16 protein-coding genes are annotated in these 16861 nt (G+C 74.1%); 7 read left to right on the forward strand and 9 right to left on the reverse strand.

The window, feature by feature from the left end; translation table 11 throughout:
- A complete protein-coding gene (locus AC1DQC_RS02505; protein WP_477049653.1) occupies nucleotides 1–663 on the reverse strand; it encodes a DUF4386 domain-containing protein in 663 nt (220 codons plus the stop codon).
- Between the two features lie 68 nt (nucleotides 664–731).
- On the opposite strand from AC1DQC_RS02505, the gene AC1DQC_RS02510 reads away from it, so the two are divergent.
- Nucleotides 732–1370 carry a TetR/AcrR family transcriptional regulator gene (locus tag AC1DQC_RS02510; protein WP_477049654.1) on the forward strand — a complete coding sequence of 213 codons (639 nt, stop codon included), beginning with the start codon at nucleotides 732–734 and terminating at the stop codon, nucleotides 1368–1370.
- A 12-nt stretch (nucleotides 1371–1382) separates the two neighbouring features.
- Here AC1DQC_RS02510 and AC1DQC_RS02515 read toward each other — a convergent pair whose 3' ends face one another.
- Nucleotides 1383–2150: a class I SAM-dependent methyltransferase gene (locus AC1DQC_RS02515; RefSeq protein ID WP_477049655.1), complete on the reverse strand. Its 768-nt coding sequence runs from the start codon at nucleotides 2148–2150 to the stop codon at nucleotides 1383–1385.
- Nucleotides 2151–2244: 94 nt separating this feature from the next.
- On the opposite strand from AC1DQC_RS02515, the gene AC1DQC_RS02520 reads away from it, so the two are divergent.
- Both AC1DQC_RS02520 and AC1DQC_RS02525 read left to right on the forward strand, forming a co-directional pair.
- Entirely contained in the window at nucleotides 2245–4776 is a 2532-nt protein-coding gene (locus tag AC1DQC_RS02520; RefSeq protein WP_477049656.1) for a glycoside hydrolase family 5 protein, read from the forward strand.
- Between the two features lie 177 nt (nucleotides 4777–4953).
- A complete protein-coding gene (locus AC1DQC_RS02525) occupies nucleotides 4954–6393 on the forward strand; it encodes an MATE family efflux transporter (RefSeq protein WP_477049657.1) in 1440 nt (479 codons plus the stop codon).
- A 76-nt stretch (nucleotides 6394–6469) separates the two neighbouring features.
- On the opposite strand, the gene AC1DQC_RS02530 is transcribed toward AC1DQC_RS02525, so the two are convergent.
- A complete protein-coding gene (locus tag AC1DQC_RS02530; protein WP_477049658.1) occupies nucleotides 6470–6856 on the reverse strand; it encodes a hypothetical protein in 387 nt (128 codons plus the stop codon).
- Entirely contained in the window at nucleotides 6853–7953 is a 1101-nt protein-coding gene (locus tag AC1DQC_RS02535; protein ID WP_477049659.1) for a M20 family metallopeptidase, read from the reverse strand. The genes AC1DQC_RS02530 and AC1DQC_RS02535 overlap by 4 nt, the downstream gene beginning before the upstream one ends.
- 51 nt (nucleotides 7954–8004) lie before the next feature.
- Here AC1DQC_RS02535 and AC1DQC_RS02540 point away from each other — a divergent pair, with 51 nt between their 5' ends.
- Nucleotides 8005–9918, forward strand: a complete 1914-nt coding sequence (locus AC1DQC_RS02540; RefSeq protein WP_477049660.1) for an alpha-amylase family protein — start codon at nucleotides 8005–8007, stop codon at nucleotides 9916–9918.
- On the opposite strand, the gene AC1DQC_RS02545 is transcribed toward AC1DQC_RS02540, so the two are convergent.
- Nucleotides 9915–10541, reverse strand: a complete 627-nt coding sequence (locus AC1DQC_RS02545) for a TetR/AcrR family transcriptional regulator (protein ID WP_477049661.1) — start codon at nucleotides 10539–10541, stop codon at nucleotides 9915–9917. The two genes, AC1DQC_RS02540 and AC1DQC_RS02545, sit on opposite strands and share 4 nt — an antisense overlap.
- A 120-nt stretch (nucleotides 10542–10661) precedes the next feature.
- Here AC1DQC_RS02545 and AC1DQC_RS02550 point away from each other — a divergent pair, with 120 nt between their 5' ends.
- Nucleotides 10662–12158 carry an MFS transporter gene (locus AC1DQC_RS02550; RefSeq protein ID WP_477049662.1) on the forward strand — a complete coding sequence of 499 codons (1497 nt, stop codon included), beginning with the start codon at nucleotides 10662–10664 and terminating at the stop codon, nucleotides 12156–12158.
- 87 nt (nucleotides 12159–12245) lie between these two features.
- Nucleotides 12246–13001 (forward strand): hypothetical protein, encoded by a 756-nt coding sequence (locus AC1DQC_RS02555; protein ID WP_477049663.1) that lies wholly within the window; start codon nucleotides 12246–12248, stop codon nucleotides 12999–13001.
- Here AC1DQC_RS02555 and AC1DQC_RS02560 read toward each other — a convergent pair.
- The 4 genes from AC1DQC_RS02560 to AC1DQC_RS02575 are packed head-to-tail and all read right to left on the reverse strand — an operon-like array spanning nucleotide 12986 to nucleotide 15214.
- Entirely contained in the window at nucleotides 12986–13318 is a 333-nt protein-coding gene (locus tag AC1DQC_RS02560; protein WP_477049664.1) for a hypothetical protein, read from the reverse strand. The two genes, AC1DQC_RS02555 and AC1DQC_RS02560, sit on opposite strands and share 16 nt — an antisense overlap.
- Before the next feature lie 12 nt (nucleotides 13319–13330).
- Nucleotides 13331–14065, reverse strand: a complete 735-nt coding sequence (locus AC1DQC_RS02565; RefSeq protein WP_477049665.1) for an SRPBCC family protein — start codon at nucleotides 14063–14065, stop codon at nucleotides 13331–13333.
- A gap of 2 nt (nucleotides 14066–14067) precedes the next feature.
- Nucleotides 14068–14670, reverse strand: a complete 603-nt coding sequence (locus AC1DQC_RS02570; RefSeq protein WP_477049666.1) for a helix-turn-helix domain-containing protein — start codon at nucleotides 14668–14670, stop codon at nucleotides 14068–14070.
- 1 nt (nucleotide 14671) lies between these two features.
- Nucleotides 14672–15214, reverse strand: a complete 543-nt coding sequence (locus tag AC1DQC_RS02575; protein WP_477049667.1) for a dihydrofolate reductase family protein — start codon at nucleotides 15212–15214, stop codon at nucleotides 14672–14674.
- 158 nt (nucleotides 15215–15372) lie between these two features.
- On the opposite strand from AC1DQC_RS02575, the gene AC1DQC_RS02580 reads away from it, so the two are divergent.
- On the forward strand, nucleotides 15373–16683 hold the full coding sequence (locus AC1DQC_RS02580) for a helix-turn-helix domain-containing protein (protein ID WP_477049668.1): 1311 nt from the start codon (nucleotides 15373–15375) through the stop codon (nucleotides 16681–16683).
- The last annotated feature ends 178 nt before the right edge of the window (nucleotides 16684–16861 follow it).

Raw genomic sequence — 16861 nt, forward strand, 5'->3', positions numbered from 1 at the left:
CTACACCAGCAGCGCGACGCCGACGCCGGCGAGCCAGAGCGACCACGCGACGTAGACCACAGGCACGAGCGACCCCGCCAGGCGCCACCCGGCCGGCTCGAACCGCCCGACGAACTCGAGCGAGCAGAGCATGAGCAGCGCCCCGACGACGATCCCGACCAACCCCAACCAGCCGGGAGCCAGGGCGACACCGACCAGCACGCTCCACGCGCCCGTGAGCAGGTAGCCCAGGTGCTCGCCCACCGCGACCCCGAGGTAGCGGTGGAACGCCTGGAACACGACGTCGACGGCCTCGCGCCGCGCGGGGGAGGCGTCGGCGTCGACCCGCGCGAGGTACGGCACGAGGAACGGCCACCGCAGCAGGCCGAGCAGCTGGACCAGGCCGGCGAGCACCCCGACGGTGGCGGCGAGGCGCAGGACCGTCGCGTCGCCGTCGAGCACGGCCGAGACGAGCGCGGCGACGGGGGCGAAGGCGAGCGCGGTCATCGCGAACGCCCACCAGAGCGTCACCAGCCGTGAGCCGCCGGCGCGGAACCGCTCGAGGATCTCGCTCGTGGGCCGGCGCAGGATGTCGGGGTAGTCGAACGCTCGAGCCAGTGCAGCGAACGCGACGTTGAACGCGACGGGCAAGGCGATCAGCAGGATGCCGACGAGCGTGGTCATGGGTGTCGTCGCTCTCGTTCCGGGGAAGGTGTACTTAGTACGCCAGGCGATAACGTACGCTGTACGCCATGACCCCGTCAACGCCGCGAACCCGCCGCGCGCGCGGCTCGCTTACCGCGGACGCGATCCTCGAGGCCGCTGAACGCGCCGCCGCGGGTGGCATCGACTCGATGACGGTGCGCACGATCGCGGCCCAGCTCGACGCCTCCCCGATGTCGCTCTACCGGTACTTCGCGACGATGGACGACCTGGTCGACGCTCTGCTCGACCGGATGCTCGGACGCTTCGTCGCGCCGCGGACCACCGACGACTGGGTGGCCGACCTCGGGGCGTTCGCGCGGGCGCACCGCGCGGTGCTCGTCGCGCACCCGTGGGCCGTCCCGGCGTTGTTCACGCACCCGAACCCGGGCCCGAACACGACGCGAGTGGGCGAGGTCGCGCTCGGCATCGTCCGGCGGGGCGGAGTCACGGGCACGGACGCGGTCGTGCTGTTCAGCGCGGTGCTCGCCCTCAACTACGGCTGGAGCGCGTTCTCGACCGCACGCTCGCGCGTCCCGCAGGACGCCCTCGCCGCGACGCTCGCGGCGCTCCCCGGCGACGCGTACCCCCACACGGCCTCGGTCGCCGCCGAGCTCGCCGCCTACGGCAGCGACGCGCACTACGACGCGGCCCTGGCCACGTTGCTGCGAGGCGTCGCGACGAGCTGATCGACGGGCCGGTCACGCGCGGGTGGCCACCCACAGCTCCTCGGCGGGCCACTGCCGGGCCCAGTCGGCCGAGACGATCTCGTAGAACGCGTGGTCGTCGCCGTCCGGCGGGGCGTAGACCTCGTGCAGGGCCTCGACCACGAACCCCGCCCGCCGCAGCAGCCGGACCCAGTCCCCGTGCGACGGGTGGAACTCGACCCCGCCGCCCGGCCAGCGCACCTTGTAGACCTCGCGCTGCCCGCGCAGCAGCTGCTCCTCGGCGACACCCTCGTCGGCCGGCACGCACAGCGCCGACAGGTGGCTGTTGGTGAGGAAGACCAGCCGACCGCCGGGTCGCAGCAGCCGGGCGGCCTCAGGGAGCCAGAGCTCGGGATCGCACCACGCGGCCGCACCGTGCTCGCTGACCACCAGGTCCGCGCACCCGTCGGCGAGCGGGACGTGTTCCGCGTCCGCCTGCACCAGCGGGAAGGTCGGCCCCAGCTCGCGCTGCAGCCGACGAGCCGTGGCGAGCTGCTCGCCGGAGAGGTCGACCGCGACGGTGCGCGCGCCGGCCCGGGTGAGCCAGGCCGAGACGTAGGCCGTGCCGCTGGCCAGCTCGACGACGTCGAGGCCGCGCACGTCGCCCAGGACGCCGAGGTCGCGCTCCGGGACCGCGAACAGTCCCCACACCACCTCGGGGCGGACCCACATCTCGGCCGCGGCCGCGTCGGTGAACCGCTCGTTCATGAGCGCCCACAGCTCGCGGTTGAGGGCGGTCTCGGAGGCTCGGCCGGTGGGCACGTCCCGACTCTAGGGCCGCGGCGCGCCCGGCGTTGGGCCGTCCGGGGGGATCGTCCGACGGGTGTGCGGGAAGCCGTTACGCTTCGCGATCACCATGGCAGCAACGATGCGCCTGACCCTGCGCCACCCCGGGTCCCGTGCGGCCGCCGCCGCCGCGATGGCCGCCCTCCTCCTCGTCGCGGCGCTGGCCGTCCTGGACCCGTCGGGTGGTCTGCTCGCGCCCGTCGGTGGCCACGGCCTCCCGGTGCTGGGCTCCGGCGGCGCGTACCGCTGGGCACCGCTGCTGGTCGGGCTCCCCGTCCTGCTCGCCGCCACGGCCGCGCCCGTCTACGCCCTCGCGCGCGACCGGCGGGCCGGGCGGATGTTCGTCGTCGCCTGGGTGTCCGCGATCGGTGCCACCGCCGTCGCCGCGGCGGCCGCCGGGTTCGCCGCCGCGCTCCCGCTGGTGGGGCCGCACCTGTCCTTCTGGTCGGCCCTGCAGTACGCGGTGACCACCAGCGGCTGGGCGGGGCTCAAGGGCCTCGTGGTCGGACCGCTGGTCGGTCTTGCGGCCGCCCTTGCCCACCGGTTCGGGCCGCGCACCGCCGCCGACGGACCCGTCGGGCCGCCGGCGCGTGCGACCGGGATCGCGGTCGTCGTCGTGCTCGTCGTCGTGGCGCTGGCCGCGGTGTCGTTCGCCGCGACCGTGTGGCGCGGCGGTCCCGTGGGCTACGCGTTCACCGGGCCGCTGGTCGCGCCCTCGGCGGCGGCGGGGGTCCTCGGCACGCTGGCCGGGGTGGCGGTGTTCGTCGGCACCTTCGCCCTCGTCGTCCGTCGGCTGACCGGGCGGGCCGTCGTCGCCGCCGTCTGGCTGGCCGCGCTCGTCGCCGGCCTGGCGCTCGGGGTGGTCGGCGCCCTCGTCGCCGCGTTCTCGTCGGACCTGCCCGACGCGGGACCCGACAGCTGGTGGATCGCCACGACGCTGATCAGCGTGGCGGCCGGCCTCGGGTACGGCGTAGCCGTCGGCCTGGTCGCCGCCGCGGTGACCGCCGTCGCGTGGCGGTGGCGCGCGCGGTTGCCGCAGCCGCCGTACGCCCGGTCCCGTGTGGTGGTCGCCGGCGTGGTGGCCGTGCTGCTGCTCGCGGTGCCGCTGCTGGTGGAGGCGCCGGCCGTCGCCGGCCCGGAGGTCGTCGCCCCCGTGGCAGCGACCGCGGAGATGGAGCGGCTGACCGTGCTGGCCGCGCCGGAGCCCGGCGGCCTGCCGGTCATCGGGGACGTCACCGGGCGGCAGGTGATCCTGCGGGGCGTCAACGTCAACCAGCTGGTCGACTACTACCTGCGGGACCCGCAGGTCCCGGCCACGCAGCCGCCCACGGACGAGGACTTCGCGCAGATCGCCGCGATGGGCTTCGACGTCGTCCGCCTCGGCCTGTCCTGGTCGCGACTCGAGCCCACGCGCGGCGAGCTGGACCAGGGCTACCTCGACCAGGTGCGTGCGGCGGTGGCCTCGGCCAAGCGCCACGGCATCTACACCGTGCTCGACCTGCACCAGGACGCGTGGGGCAACGCCCTGGCGCGGCCCGACCAGGAGTGCGGCGGCGGGACGTCCGCCACGACCGGCTGGGACGGGGCGCCCGCCTGGGCCACGATCACCGACGGCACCCTGCACTGCCAGTTCCTGGCGCGCGACCTGGCGCCCGCGGTGGCGACGGCGTTCGGCAACTTCTACACCGACCGCGACGGCATCCAGACCGAGCTGGTGCAGACCTGGGCCCAGGTGGCCGCCGCGTTCGCCGACGAGCCGGCCGTGGCCGGGTACGACCTGCTGAACGAGCCGGGGATCGGCGCCACCCCGCCGCTCACCTCCGGGCTGCTGCTCGGGCGGTACTACGACGCGGCCCTCACCGCGATCCGCGCCGCCGAGACCGCGGCCGACGGCTTCCACCACCTCGCGTTCTTCGAGCCGAGCGTGCTCTGGTCCGGGCTGGCGTTCGACGTGACGCCGCCGCCCGGCTTCACCGACGACCGGCAGCTGGTGTTCGCGCCTCACCCGTACAGCGAGTCGATCACGATGGACCAGGGCTTCGGCCTGACGATCGCCTCCATCGAGCGCAACCTCGCGGTGTCCGCGCGCGCCGCGGCGAGCTACGGCGCCGCGCTGTGGCTGGGGGAGTGGGGCTGGTTCGGGGACCCGAACCTCGACGCGGCGAAGGTGCAGCGCTTCGTCGACGCGCAGAACCGGCTCGGCCTCGGCGGCGCCTTCTGGGTGTGGCGGCAGGGGTGCGGGTCCCCCGAGACCGGCTCCGACGCGACGGAGTCGGGCAACCTCGTCTCGGTCGACTGCGCCACCGGGGAGCTCACGCCGCCGCCGGCCGCCTTCGCCGAGCCGCTCATGCGGGCGTACCCGCGGGCGATCCCCGGCCGGCTCGTCGCGCTCAGCTCGAGCGCTGACGGGCGGGAGCTGACGGTCGCGGCGACGTCCGAGGGGGAGGGCGTCAACTGCGAGCTCGACGTGTGGGTCCCGGGCGACGCCACGCCGCAGCTGAGCACGACCGGGGTGGACGGCGCCCAGGCGCACGAGGTGCCCGGCGGGTGGCAGATCACGGGCTGCGCGCACGGCACGTACACGGTCTCCGTGACGGCGTAACGACCGCTGCCCGGCTTTGTCCGACTTCTCCGGATCGTCGGAGAAAACCTCGTGTGACCTGCATCAATTCGCTTCCGTCGAGCGGAATCGTATCGATACGATCGAGGTACGACGCGACCCGGCACCACCGACCTCCGCGGACGTCCCCACCATCCCTTCGCTTCCCAAGGTCTCGCTGTGCCCAAGGTCCTCACCGCCGGTCGCCCCTGGCGGGTCATCCTCCTGTTCGCCGTCCCCCTGCTCGTCGGCAACGTCGTCCAGCAGCTCTACCAGGCGGCCGACGCCGTGGTCGTCGGCCGCGTGCTCGGCGTCGACTCGCTCGCCGCCGTCGGCGCCACCGGCAGCCTCCTGTTCCTCCTGCTCGGCTTCGCCTGGGGCATGACGTCCGGCTTCGCCATCCCGACCGCACAGGCGTTCGGCGCGGGCGACCGCGCGGCGGTGCGTCGCTCGGTCGCCGCCGGCGCACTGCTCACCGCCGCGACGAGCGTCCTGCTCACCGTGGTGGCCCCGCTGCTGGCCGGGCCGGCGCTGCGGCTGCTGCGCACGCCCGAGGAGCTGCTGCCGGAGGCCACGACGTTCGCGGTCGTGAGCTTCCTGGGCGGCAGCACGGTCATGTTCTTCAACTTCCTGTCGGCGGTCATCCGGGCGATCGGTGACTCGCGGACGCCGTTGGTGTTCCTCACCCTCAGCTGCCTGCTCAACATCGTGCTGGTGGTCGGCGCGGTCGCCGGCCTGGGCATGGGCGTGGCGGGCGCGGCGCTGTCCACCGTGCTGTCGCAGGGTGTGTCGGTCGCGCTCTGCCTGGTCTTCGTGCGCCGCCGGGTGCCGATCCTGCACGTGCACCGGGAGGACTGGCACGTCAGCGGGCACGAGCTGCGTCGGCACCTGAAGCTCGGTCTGCCGATGGGGTTCCAGGCGTCGATCATCGCGATCGGCACGCTGGCCGTGCAGGTGCGGCTCAACGAGCTGGGCTCGGACGCGGTCGCCGCGTACACCACGGCCGCCCGGGTCGACGGTCTCGCGGTCGCGCTGCTGGCGTCGCTCGGCCTCGCCGTCTCGATGTTCGTCGCCCAGAACCTGGGTGGCGGCCGGCCTGACCGGATCCGACGCGGGGTCGTGAAGGGCATCGGGATGTCGCTCGCCGGCTCCGTCGTGCTCGGCGTCGTGCTCGTCGCGGGCGGGTCCGCGATCATCGGGCTGTTCGTCGGCGAGGGGGAGCAGCACGTGGTCGACATGGCCGCGCACTACCTCCTGGTCAACGGAGTGCTGTACGCGGTGCTGGCCGTGCTCTTCGTCCTGCGCGGCGCCCTGCAGGGGCTCGGGCAGACGGTCGTGCCCACGGCGACGGGGGTCATCGAGCTGGTCTGCCGCGTCGGCGCCGCCGGCGTGCTGGGCGCGGCGTACGGCTACGACGGCGTCGTCTGGGGCAACCCGCTCGCGTGGGTCGGCGCGGTCGTGCTGCTGGTGCCGGCCTACCTGGCGGCCAGCCGACGGCTCGCGCTGCAGCCGGCGACCGGCGCCGAGACGCTCGTGCTCGAGGGCCCGGCCGAGGGGTCGGCCGTCCTCGAGGCAGTCGTGAGCATCGAGCCGGCGGACGAGCTGGCCCTGGCCCGCTGAGGCGTCAGCCTCCGGAGAGCCCGCGGCGTCAGCCTCCGGAGAGCCCGCGGCGCCAACCTCCGGAGAGCCGGCGGGGTCAGCGGCCGGCGAGCCCGTCGAACGTCCCGGCGTCGCCCTCGAACGGGCGCAGCGCGTCCGGGGCAGGGAACGGCAGCACGTAGCTGCGGGTCACCACGTCCACGGCGCCGAAGTCGTCGCCCTTGACGACGACGCGGTCGGGCGTCACCTCGACGATGCGCACGCGCTCGCGGGTGCCGTCCGGCAGGTCGAGCTGCCACACGTCGGCGAGCCAGTGCAGGCCGCGCTCCTCCAGCGCCTCCTCGGCCGCGAGCCAGTCGACCGTGCCCGTGACGGAGCGGCCCAACGCGTCGAGGGCCACGAAGCCGTCGCCGTCGGGCCGGATCCAGCCCAGGCGCTCGCGGTCGCCCGGTCGGTGGTGCGCGATCCAGTCGTCGGGCGTCATCGGCTGGTGAGCGCCCGCAGCAGCCCCGCCGTGAGGCGGACGCGGTCGAGCACGGTGTCCAGCAGGACGTGCTCGGTGTCGGCGTGCGCTCCGCCCCCGACCGCACCGAGGCCGTCCAGGGTGGGCACGCCGATCGCCGCGGTGAAGTTGCCGTCGCTGCCGCCCCCGACGGCCACGCCCCGGATCCCCGGCTGCAGGCTCGAGGCCAGCGCGAACAGCTCCGTGGAGGCCGACTCCGCCATGGGCGGGCGGCCGATCGACCCGTGGACGCTGAGCGTCGCGCCGGGCAGCCGGGGCGCGAGCGTGGCGAAGGCCGTCTCGATGCGGGCCTTCTCGTCGACGGTCTCGATCCGCACGTCGACGACGACGGTGGCCTCGGCGGGCACCACGTTGCTCTGCGTGCCCGAGCGGCCGATGGTCGGGGTGACGGTGGTGCCGACCTCCGGCCGACCGAGGGCGACGATCTGGAGCACCTGGTGCGCGGCCTCGACCAGCGCGTTGATCCCCTTCTCCGGCTCCAGGCCGGCGTGCGACGCCCGGCCCCTGATGTTTACCTCGAACGTGCCGGTGCCCTTGCGACCGGTCTTGAGGTCGCCCCCGTCGCCGGCCCCCTCGAGGACGAGGACCGCCCCGCACGCCAGGGCGCGCTCCTCGAGGATCGCCCGCGACGTGCCGCTGCCGTTCTCCTCGTCGGCCGTCACCAGGATCTCGACCCGCGACCGGTCCTCGAGCGTCGCGACGGCGTGCACGGCCTGCACCAGGCCGCCGAGCATGTCGAACACGCCGGGGCCCGTGATCCGGCCGTCCTCGACGGCGAACGGTCGGCGCGCCAGCGTCCCGAGCGGGAACACGGTGTCGTGGTGGCCGAGCACGAGGACCGCGGGCTCGCCGCCCCCCGACCAGTGGACGTGCGGTCCGGCCTCGCCGTCGAGCAGCACCGCGCGACCGCCGAGGCGGCGCTCCAGCAGCTCGGCGACCGCCGCCGCCGAGGCGGTCAGCGCCTCGACGTCCCCCGACGGCGACTCGACCTCGACCAGGGTCCGGAGGTCGTCGAGGATCGCGTCCAGGCTGAGGTCGAGAGTGGTGTCCGCCGTCATGGGGGACACGATAACCAGCGGCCCACGGCCCTCCCGTGACAGATTCGTCCCGTGACCGAGATCCCGCCGAACGTCCGGGCGGCCGCCGCGGCGGCGCTCGCGGACCTCGACGGCGCCCGTCGGGAGCTGTTCGAGCTGCGGCTCGAGCGCTGGTGGCCCGACCTGCGCGACGGCATCGAGGCCGTCTATCCCGGGGCCCCGACGCTGCTCGCCGGCCTCGTCGCCTCCGCGGCGCGCACCTACGCCGAACGGGACCCCGAGCTGCACCGGCTCGACCAGCAGCGCACTCTGGCGCCCGACTGGTTCCAGGACCCGCGCATGCTCGGGTACGCCACCTACGCGGACCGGTTCGCGGGCGACCTCGAGGGCGTGCGCGGGTCGGTCGACTACCTGCGCGAGCTGGGCGTGACGTACCTGCACCTCATGCCGCTGCTCCGACCGCGGGAGGGCGACAACGACGGCGGGTACGCCGTGGCCGACTACCGCACCGTCCGGCCCGACCTCGGCACGATGGCGGACCTGCGGTCGCTGGCCACCGACCTGCGGCGCTCCGGCATCAGCCTGGTGCTGGACCTCGTGCTCAACCACGTCGCGCGCGAGCACGAGTGGGCCGCCCGGGCGCGCGCGGGCGAGCAGCGCTACCGCGAGTACTTCCACGTCTACCCCACACGCACGCTGCCCGACGCGTACGAGCGGACGCTCTTCGAGGTCTTCCCCGACTTCGCGCCGGGCAGCTTCACGTGGGACGACGACCTCGACGGCTGGGTGTGGACCACGTTCCACTCGTGGCAGTGGGACCTCGACTGGTCGAACCCGCGGGTGTTCGCCGAGCTGGCGGACGTCGTGCTGCACCTGGCCAACCAGGGCGTCGAGGTGTTCCGGCTCGACGCCATCGCCTTCCTGTGGAAGCGGATGGGCACCTCGTGCCAGAACGAGCCGGAGGTGCACGCGATCACGCAGGCCCTGCGCGCCGTCGCCCGGATCGCCTGCCCCGCCGTGGTGTTCAAGGCCGAGGCGATCGTCGGGCCCGCGGACCTCGTGCACTACCTCGGCACCGGTCGGCACCACGGCAAGGTCAGCGACCTGGCGTACCACAACGGGCTCATGGTGCACGTGTGGTCCATGCTCGCCGCCAAGGACGCGACGCTGGCCAGCCACGCCCTGCGCGCCCTCCCGCCCATCCCGTCGACCACCGCGTGGGTCACGTACGTGCGGTGCCACGACGACATCGGGTGGGCGATCGCCGACCAGGACGCCGCGGCCGTCGGGCTCGACGGCTACCTCCACCGGCACTTCCTCTCGGACTGGTACGCGGGGGTCTTCCCGGGCTCCGACGCCCGCGGCCTGGTGTTCCAGGAGAACGCCGCGACCGGCGACCGGCGCATCAGCGGCACGGCCGCGAGCCTGGTCGGGCTGGAGGCGGCGCGCGCGGCCGACGACCCGGCATGGATCGACGCCGCCGTCGCCGGGCTGCTGCTCGCGCACGCCGTCGTGCTCGGCTGGGGCGGCGTGCCCGTCCTCTGGTCCGGTGACGAGCTGGCCCTGCCGAACGACCCGGCGTGGGCCGACGAGCCCGGGCACGCCGACGACAACCGCTGGGCGCACCGGCCCCGCCTCGACCTCGCGGCGGCCGCCCGGCGGCACGACCGCGACACCGTCGAGCAGCGGGTGTTCGAGGGCCTGCGGCACCTCGGGACCGTGCGGGCGACGCTCCCGCACCTGCACGCGTCCGTGGCGAGCGAGGTGCTCGGTCCCGACGACCCGGGCGTGCTGACGGTCGTCCGCCGCCACCCGCTGGGGCCGCTGCTCGCCGCCTACAACGTGACGCCCGACTGGCGGCCGGTGCCCGGCTGGCGCCTGCGCGAGCTCGGCGTGGGCCGCGACGCGCTGACCGGCACCGACGTCGGCCCGGGCGACGACGACACCTTCTGGCTCGCGCCGTGGCGGGCCGTCTGGCTGACCTAGGAGGTCGGCTGCCTGCCCGTGGCCAGGGGCAGGATCACCGTGTCGATCATCTGCACGACGAACTCGTCGTCGATGCGCTGCCCGGCCACCATCTTGCGGTAGGCGATCATGGCCGGCGCCACGGCGGCGACCATGTCGAGGTCGATGTCCTCGCGCAGCTCGCCTCGGGCCTGCGCCCGCTCGAGCAGCCCGCGCATCATGTTCACGCGCGACCGGACGAACTGCTCGTGGAACACGGCGGCGACCTCGGGGTTCTCCTTCACCGCGGACATCAGGCCGGACATCAGCTCGGAGTCGTCGTCCGTCCGCGGCCTGCCGTAGCGGACGGCGAGCAGGTCGGAGCGCAGCGAGCCCGTGTCGGGGATGTCGTCGACGGTCTGGGCGACGCCGCGCGCGCAGACGACGGCGTCGACCGTGAGCTGCACCTTGGACGGCCAGCGGCGGTAGACGGTGGCCTTGCCCGCGCCGGCCCGGTCCGCGACGGCGTCCATGGTCATGCCGTCGAAGCCGCGCTCGGCCAGCAGCTCGCGCGTGGCCAGGAGGATCGCGTCGTCCTTGGACTCGTCGCGGCGGCGGCCGGCTTTCCGGGTCGTCGTCGTCCCGGTCAGGTCGTCCACGCTCATCGTCGCCTCTCTCGTCGTCGCCCCTACTGTAGCCGGAGAAATCGAGACTAAGGGGTTCCGGAACTGGCTAGTTCCGTATTACAGTCGCTCCACCGACCACGACGTCCCAGGAGCAGCACCATGTCGTCACCCATCCAGACCAGGCCAGAGAGCCGGCACCGCTGGCTCGTCCTGGCCACCGTCGCCCTCGCCCAGCTCATGGTCGTGCTCGACGCGACCATCGTGAACATCGCGCTGCCCTCCGCCCAGGCGGATCTCGGGTTCAGCGACAACGACCGCCAGTGGGTGGTCACCGCCTACGCGCTCGCCTTCGGCAGCCTGCTGCTGCTCGGCGGCCGCCTCTCGGACATGTTCGGCCGCCGCCGCATGTTCCTCATCGGCCTCGTCGGCTTCGCCGTCGCCTCCGCCCTCGGCGGCGCCGCGCAGAGCTTCGAGCTCCTCGTCGGCGCGCGGGCCCTGCAGGGCGCCTTCGCTGCGGTCCTCGCGCCCGCGGCCCTGTCCGTGCTGACCACCACGTTCACCATCCCGAAGGAGCGCGCCCGCGCGTTCGGCGTCTTCGGTGCCATCGCCGGCATGGGCGGGGCCATCGGCCTGCTGCTCGGCGGCTTCCTCACCGAGAACTTCAACTGGCGCTGGAACCTCTACGTCAACGTGTTCATCGCCGTGATCGCGTTCGTCGCCGGCACCGTCCTGCTCTCGCGCACGGACACCAAGCACGACACCCGCATCGACGTGCCGGGCGTCGTCCTCGCCTCGACCGGCCTGTTCGCGCTCGTGTTCGGCTTCTCGCAGGCCCAGCCCCAGGGCTGGGACGCTCCGGCGGTGTGGGGCTCGCTCGCCGCGGCCGTCGTGCTGCTGGTCGCCTTCGTGCTGCGGCAGCGGACCGCGCAGCACCCGCTGCTTCCGCTCTCGATCGTCCAGGACCGCGACCGTGGCGCCGGGTTCCTCGCGATCCTCGTCGCCGGCTCGGGCATGTTCGGGGTGTTCCTGTTCCTCACCTACTACCTGCAGCTCACGCTCGGGTACACCCCCATGCAGACCGGTACCGCGTTCCTGCCGATGGTCCTGACCATCATCATCACCGCGCAGATCCAGTCGAACATCCTGGTGCCGCGGTACGGCCCCAAGCTGCTGGTGCCGATGGGCATGACGATCGGCGCGGGCGCGATGCTCTGGTTCACCACGCTCGACCTCGACAGCGGGTACGGCCCGGTGCTGATCGGCCTGATCGGGATGGGGATCGCGATGGGCTCGATCATGCCCGCGTCGTTCCAGATCGCGACCCTCGGCATCCCGCCGCGGCAGGCCGGCGCCGCATCGGCCATGGTCTCCACCAGCCAGCAGGTCGGCGGGGCCATCGGGACCGCGGTGCTCAACACGCTGGCCGCGACGGCCGCGACGGCCTACGTCGCGGACCACGCCCCGGCCACCCCGGCGGTGCTCGCCAACGCGGCGCTGCACAGCTTCTCGGTCGCCTACACGTGGGCCGCGGGGATCTTCCTGGTCGGCGCCCTGGTGACCGCGACGCTGTTCCGCACGCGCGGCGACCGCGCCGCCCGGCTGGCGGCGGCCACCCCGGTAGCCGCCGCCGACGAGGCGCCGGTGCTCGCTCACTGAGCACCACGCTGCGGCGATCGGGCCGGCCCCTGATCGGGCCGGCCCGATCGCGTCAACCGCGGGCGTCGCCGCGCCGATAKACCGAGGGTGATCGCCGCCCTCGTGCTCGACCTGCCGCCGGGCACCGTGCTGGCCGACCCGGTGCCGCCCCTGCTCCACCTGCTGGTCACCCTCGGGATCTGGGCGGCCGCGGTCCTCGCGATCGCGTGGCTCAGGCTCGTCTGGTGGCGCGAGCGGATGATCCGCAAGGTCGGCAGGGCGCACCCGGAGAGCGCCGATCAGCTGCGCCGGGCCGCGCGGTCCGTGCCTCTGCTGCGCATGCGACCGCCGMCCGCGCCGGCCGACGCCTACGCGCGGACGCACCGCGTGGTGGTCGCGCCGCTCGGCGACGGCCGCCCGGGGGAGTCGTTCCTGGCTCCAGGGCCCGACGTCGGCGGCGGCGACCTCGGGCCGGACGGCTCACGGCAGGACGCGCGCGTCGTGCTCGCCGAACGGACGCACCTGCTGGTGGTCTGCCTCGGCCGCGTCGGGCAGGGCGCGGGGGACCACGAGGTCCGGCCCGCCGCCGAGCGCGTCCAGCTCGTCCGGGACCACTACGTCGCGCCGCAGGCGGCGATCGGACCTGTGGACCGGGTCGACTCCGCGCTCGGCGTCGGCTGGCGCACCACCTGCACGTACGGCGGCGCGGCGACCCTCACCGACACGCACGTGGACCGCGGCGGGTGGGCGTTCGTCGTCGGCGTCCTGTCCTACTCGTGGCACGCCCGCGCCGTCGAGGCGGCCGACGGGATCCTGGCCACGTGGCAGTGGCTGGACGACGACGCCGGTCAGCCCGCCAGCTGACCGAGCCAGCCGTCCACCGCGGCGCCGTCGAGGTCGCTCGGGGCGGCGATCTTCAGGCTCCACCGCGCCCCGTCGGCCGACGCCGTGAGCGCGTCGGTCGACCGGGTCACCTCGGCGCCGTGCCACAGCAGCAGGGTGACCCACCGGGGGAACGCCTTGAAGCCGGCGACGGGGTCGTCGCCCCGCATCCAGACCGGGTGGCCGTGCCACACGCGGCCCTCGGCGCCCGGCAGGCCGGCGTCGAGGCGAGCGCGCAGGGCCTCGGCGATATCCGCCTGGTCGGCGGGCAGGCCGGCGATGTACTCGTCGATGGTCATGGCGTCGCCTCCCTAGGCCGCGACCGCGTCCAGCCAGCCCTGCCAGGCTGCCGTCGCGCTCGTCTCGTCGGTGGTGCCGAACAGGTGGTGGCCCACGGTGGGGGCGTAGAAGCCGCGGAAGAAGCGGTAGAGGGCGTCCGGGGTGCGCACGCCGACGACGTCGGGCGCYGACCAGTCGACGACGCCCTCGATCGGGTCGAGCCCGGCCGGGGTGAGCGAGACGGCGTCGCCGACCGCGACGTCGTCGGCAAGACCGAGGTCCGCCCTCATCGCCGCCCACGACCGGTCGAGGTCACCGGGGGCCGCCGACGGCGTCACCGCGATGCCCGGCCGGCCCGTGAAGTGGGTGAGGTACGCGGCCAGCGTGTGCCGGTACATCGCCCCGCCGCTGACCATGGCCTCGTACTCGTCCTCCCAGTCGTCGGCCGGAAGGAACCCGCTCGACACCATGCGCAGCACGGTGGTGCCGCCTGCGCGGGCCTCGAGCAGGAACTCGATGCCGAAGAACCGGCCGTCGGGGTCCTCGGCACCTTTGAAGGCGAACCGGGTGAGCGGCTCGTGGGCGACGATCGCGGACTCCTGCGACCAGCCCCCCATGCGGGTGCTGACGACGCCGTCCTCGAGGGACACGTCGGTGGCGCCCATGAACCAGGAGCTGATCCCGGGTCCGGTCGCGATGGCCTCCCAGACCTGCTCGGGGGTGAGCTCGAACTCGAGCTCGTCGGTGACCTCGAACGCGTGCGACATGGTCATTCCTTCTCTCGGTCGATGCGGGACGTGGTGCTCGGGTGGACGGCGACCACCAGCCGGAAGGTCCGGCCGCGGTGGGTGTCGTCCTGGTGGTACTTGGAGACGAGGGCGAGCGCGGCGCTGCTCAGCTCCTCGGCGAACGCGGCGCGGTCGGCGGCCGAGGCGAACCGGACCTCGCCGTCCAGCGCGAACGTGGCCAGCGGGCGGTTCTCGCGTGCGGCACCCGTGATCAGCGCGCCCACGTCCTCGACCAGGCGGCCGGCCAGCGACAGCAGCCAGGCGGCGGAGAGCCGGTCGGGAGACCGCCGCGGCTCGGGCCGCAGCGCAGCGAGCGCGGCGGGAGAGATCACGTACGACAGGGCGGTCGCCCGCATGACCCGCTCCACCACGTTGCCCTTGCGCCGCTCCTCGGCCAGCTCGATGAGCCCGTGCTGCTCGAGCGTGCGCAGGTGGTAGTTGACCTTCTGGCGGGGGAGCCCCAGCCGGTGGCCGAGGGCGGTCGCGGAGCTCGGCTCCGCCAGCTCGGCGAGCAGCCGGGTGCGCATGGGGTCGAGCGACGCCTCCGCGGCGGCGGCGTCCTCGATGACCGCGACGTCGAGCATCTCAGCCCCGCTTCGGGCGGAAGGTCTTGACGACGACGCCGTTCGGGTAGTCCGTCGTCGCGAGCGGCTCGAGCGCGGTCCGCTCGGCGAAGATCGGCTTGCCGCTGCCGAGGAACACGGGGTGGACCGTGAGCCGGTACTCGTCGATCAGGCCGTGCGACGTGAGGTACCGGGCGAACGTCGCGCCGCCGGATGCTCCGAGCGGGCCGCCGTCCTGGGCCTTCAGGCGGGCGATCTCGACCTCGGGCGGCTCGGTGGCGAGCCGCGCCCCCTGCCAGTCCACCGACTCCAGGGTGGTGGAGAAGACGACCTTCTCGACGCCGTTCATGATGTCGGCGAGCGGACCCTCCGCGGCCGGCCACGTGGCGGCCTGCCCCTCGTAGTTGACCCGACCCATGAGGATCGCGTCGAACCCGGCGAGCAGCTTCTCGGTGTCCGCCATGAGCTCCGGGCTGAAGTTCGGGAACATCCAGTCGAGTCCGTCGTCGGGGGTCGCCACGAAACCGTCGAGCGAGACGTTCATCCCCAGCGTGAGTGTGCGCATCGGTCGCTCCCTGTCCTCGTCGCCGTCCCGGGGCGGGTTCGCGCTCCGCCGGCTGATCTCCAGTGTGCAGCCGATGGTTCTGTTTGTCTAGACAAGAATATTGGTCGGTTTCTTCGTCCCACCTTCCGATGCGCGCCGCCCGTACCTATCGTGAGACCGTGCATCCGCTGAGCCGACGCGTCCGTGACGCGCGGGAGAAGGCCGGGCTGAGCCAGGGTGAGCTCGCCAAGGCCGCCGGCGTGCACCCCACGTACATCTCGCACGTCGAGCGCGGGACGCGGTCGCTCGGCGCGGACGCCCTCGCCCGGGTCGCCGACGTGCTGGGCCTCCCGGTCGCGTACCTGGTCGAGGGGGAAGGCGCGCCCGACTACCGCGCGGCCGAGTCGGCGATCGTCGAGGCCCGCCGGCTGTCCCGCATGGGCTCGCCCCAGGCCGCGGTCGCGGTGCTGGCCGAGGTCGACGTCTCCGGGCTGGACGTCGACGCCGCCACCCGGGTCGGGTTCGCGCACGCCGAGGCGCTCGACGTGGCGGGTGACCTCGAGGGATCGGTCGACGTGCTCGAGGGGGTCTGCGCCCGGCTGGTCGAGAGTCGCCGATACCAGCAGGCCGCCTACGCCGCCATGCGGATCGTCATGGCGCTCACCGAGCTGGGCGACCTGCAGCGGGCCGTCGCGCGCGGCGAGGAGCTGCGGGCCGTGCTCCCCGAGGCGGTCGCGGGATCCGACGAGGTCGTCCGGCTCGAGTCGACGATCATCTGGGCCTACGTCGCCCGGGGCGACTCCACGTACGCGCGCTTCCGCGGCAAGCAGCTGCTCGAGCACACCCGGGAGCACGGCTCGGCGCGGGCGTTGTCGTCGGTGCACTGGAACCTCGCGTTCGTCGACGACGCCCTCGCCGACCCCGACGCGGCCCTGGTCCACCTCGAGGCGGCGATGGCCCTGGCCGGCGCCGACGAGATCGACCGGGACCTGCCGCGGCTCCGCCTCGACCGGGCGCTCCTGCTCGTGTCCGTCGACCCGGCCCGGCCGCGGGAGGCGCTCGCGGAGCTCGACGCCGCGCAGACGGCCCTCGAGATCKGGGAGTCGCAGGTCGAGCTGGCCCGCGTCGAGTCGGTCCGGTCCCGCGCCTGGCTGCTGCTCGAGGACGCCGACGCGGCCCACCGGCACGCCGTGCGGGCCGTCGACCTGCTGCGCGACGGCGTGCGACGGGACGCGGCCGCCGCGCACGAGGCGCTGGGTGACGCGCTGCTGGCCCAGAGCGCGCGGACCGAAGCCGTCAAGGAGTACCGGTCCGCCGCCGACCTGCTCGACATGATCGCGTCGGGGCGGTCGGCGGCGACGCTCTGGCGGCGGATCGGCGACCGGCTACGGGTGGCCGGCGATGCCGACGAGCGCGTCGTCGAGGCCTACGGCCGCGCGCTCGCCGCGGCGGGGATCCGAGGGGCGGTGCCGCTCCCGCCGCGGCCCTGACCCATCCCGCGATGTCTACCCCCGTGTACCGGGCGTCATTGCGCCCACGACACGGGCTAGGGACCATGCCAGGTGTACCGGAAATTCCGGCACACCTGTGGGAAAGGTCCCCTCATGAAGAAGCTCAGCATCGCCGTCGTCCTGGTCCTCGCCGCCCTCACGGGTTTCGCGGGGGCCA

The organism is Cellulomonas sp. P4_H12 (assembly GCF_056400905.1).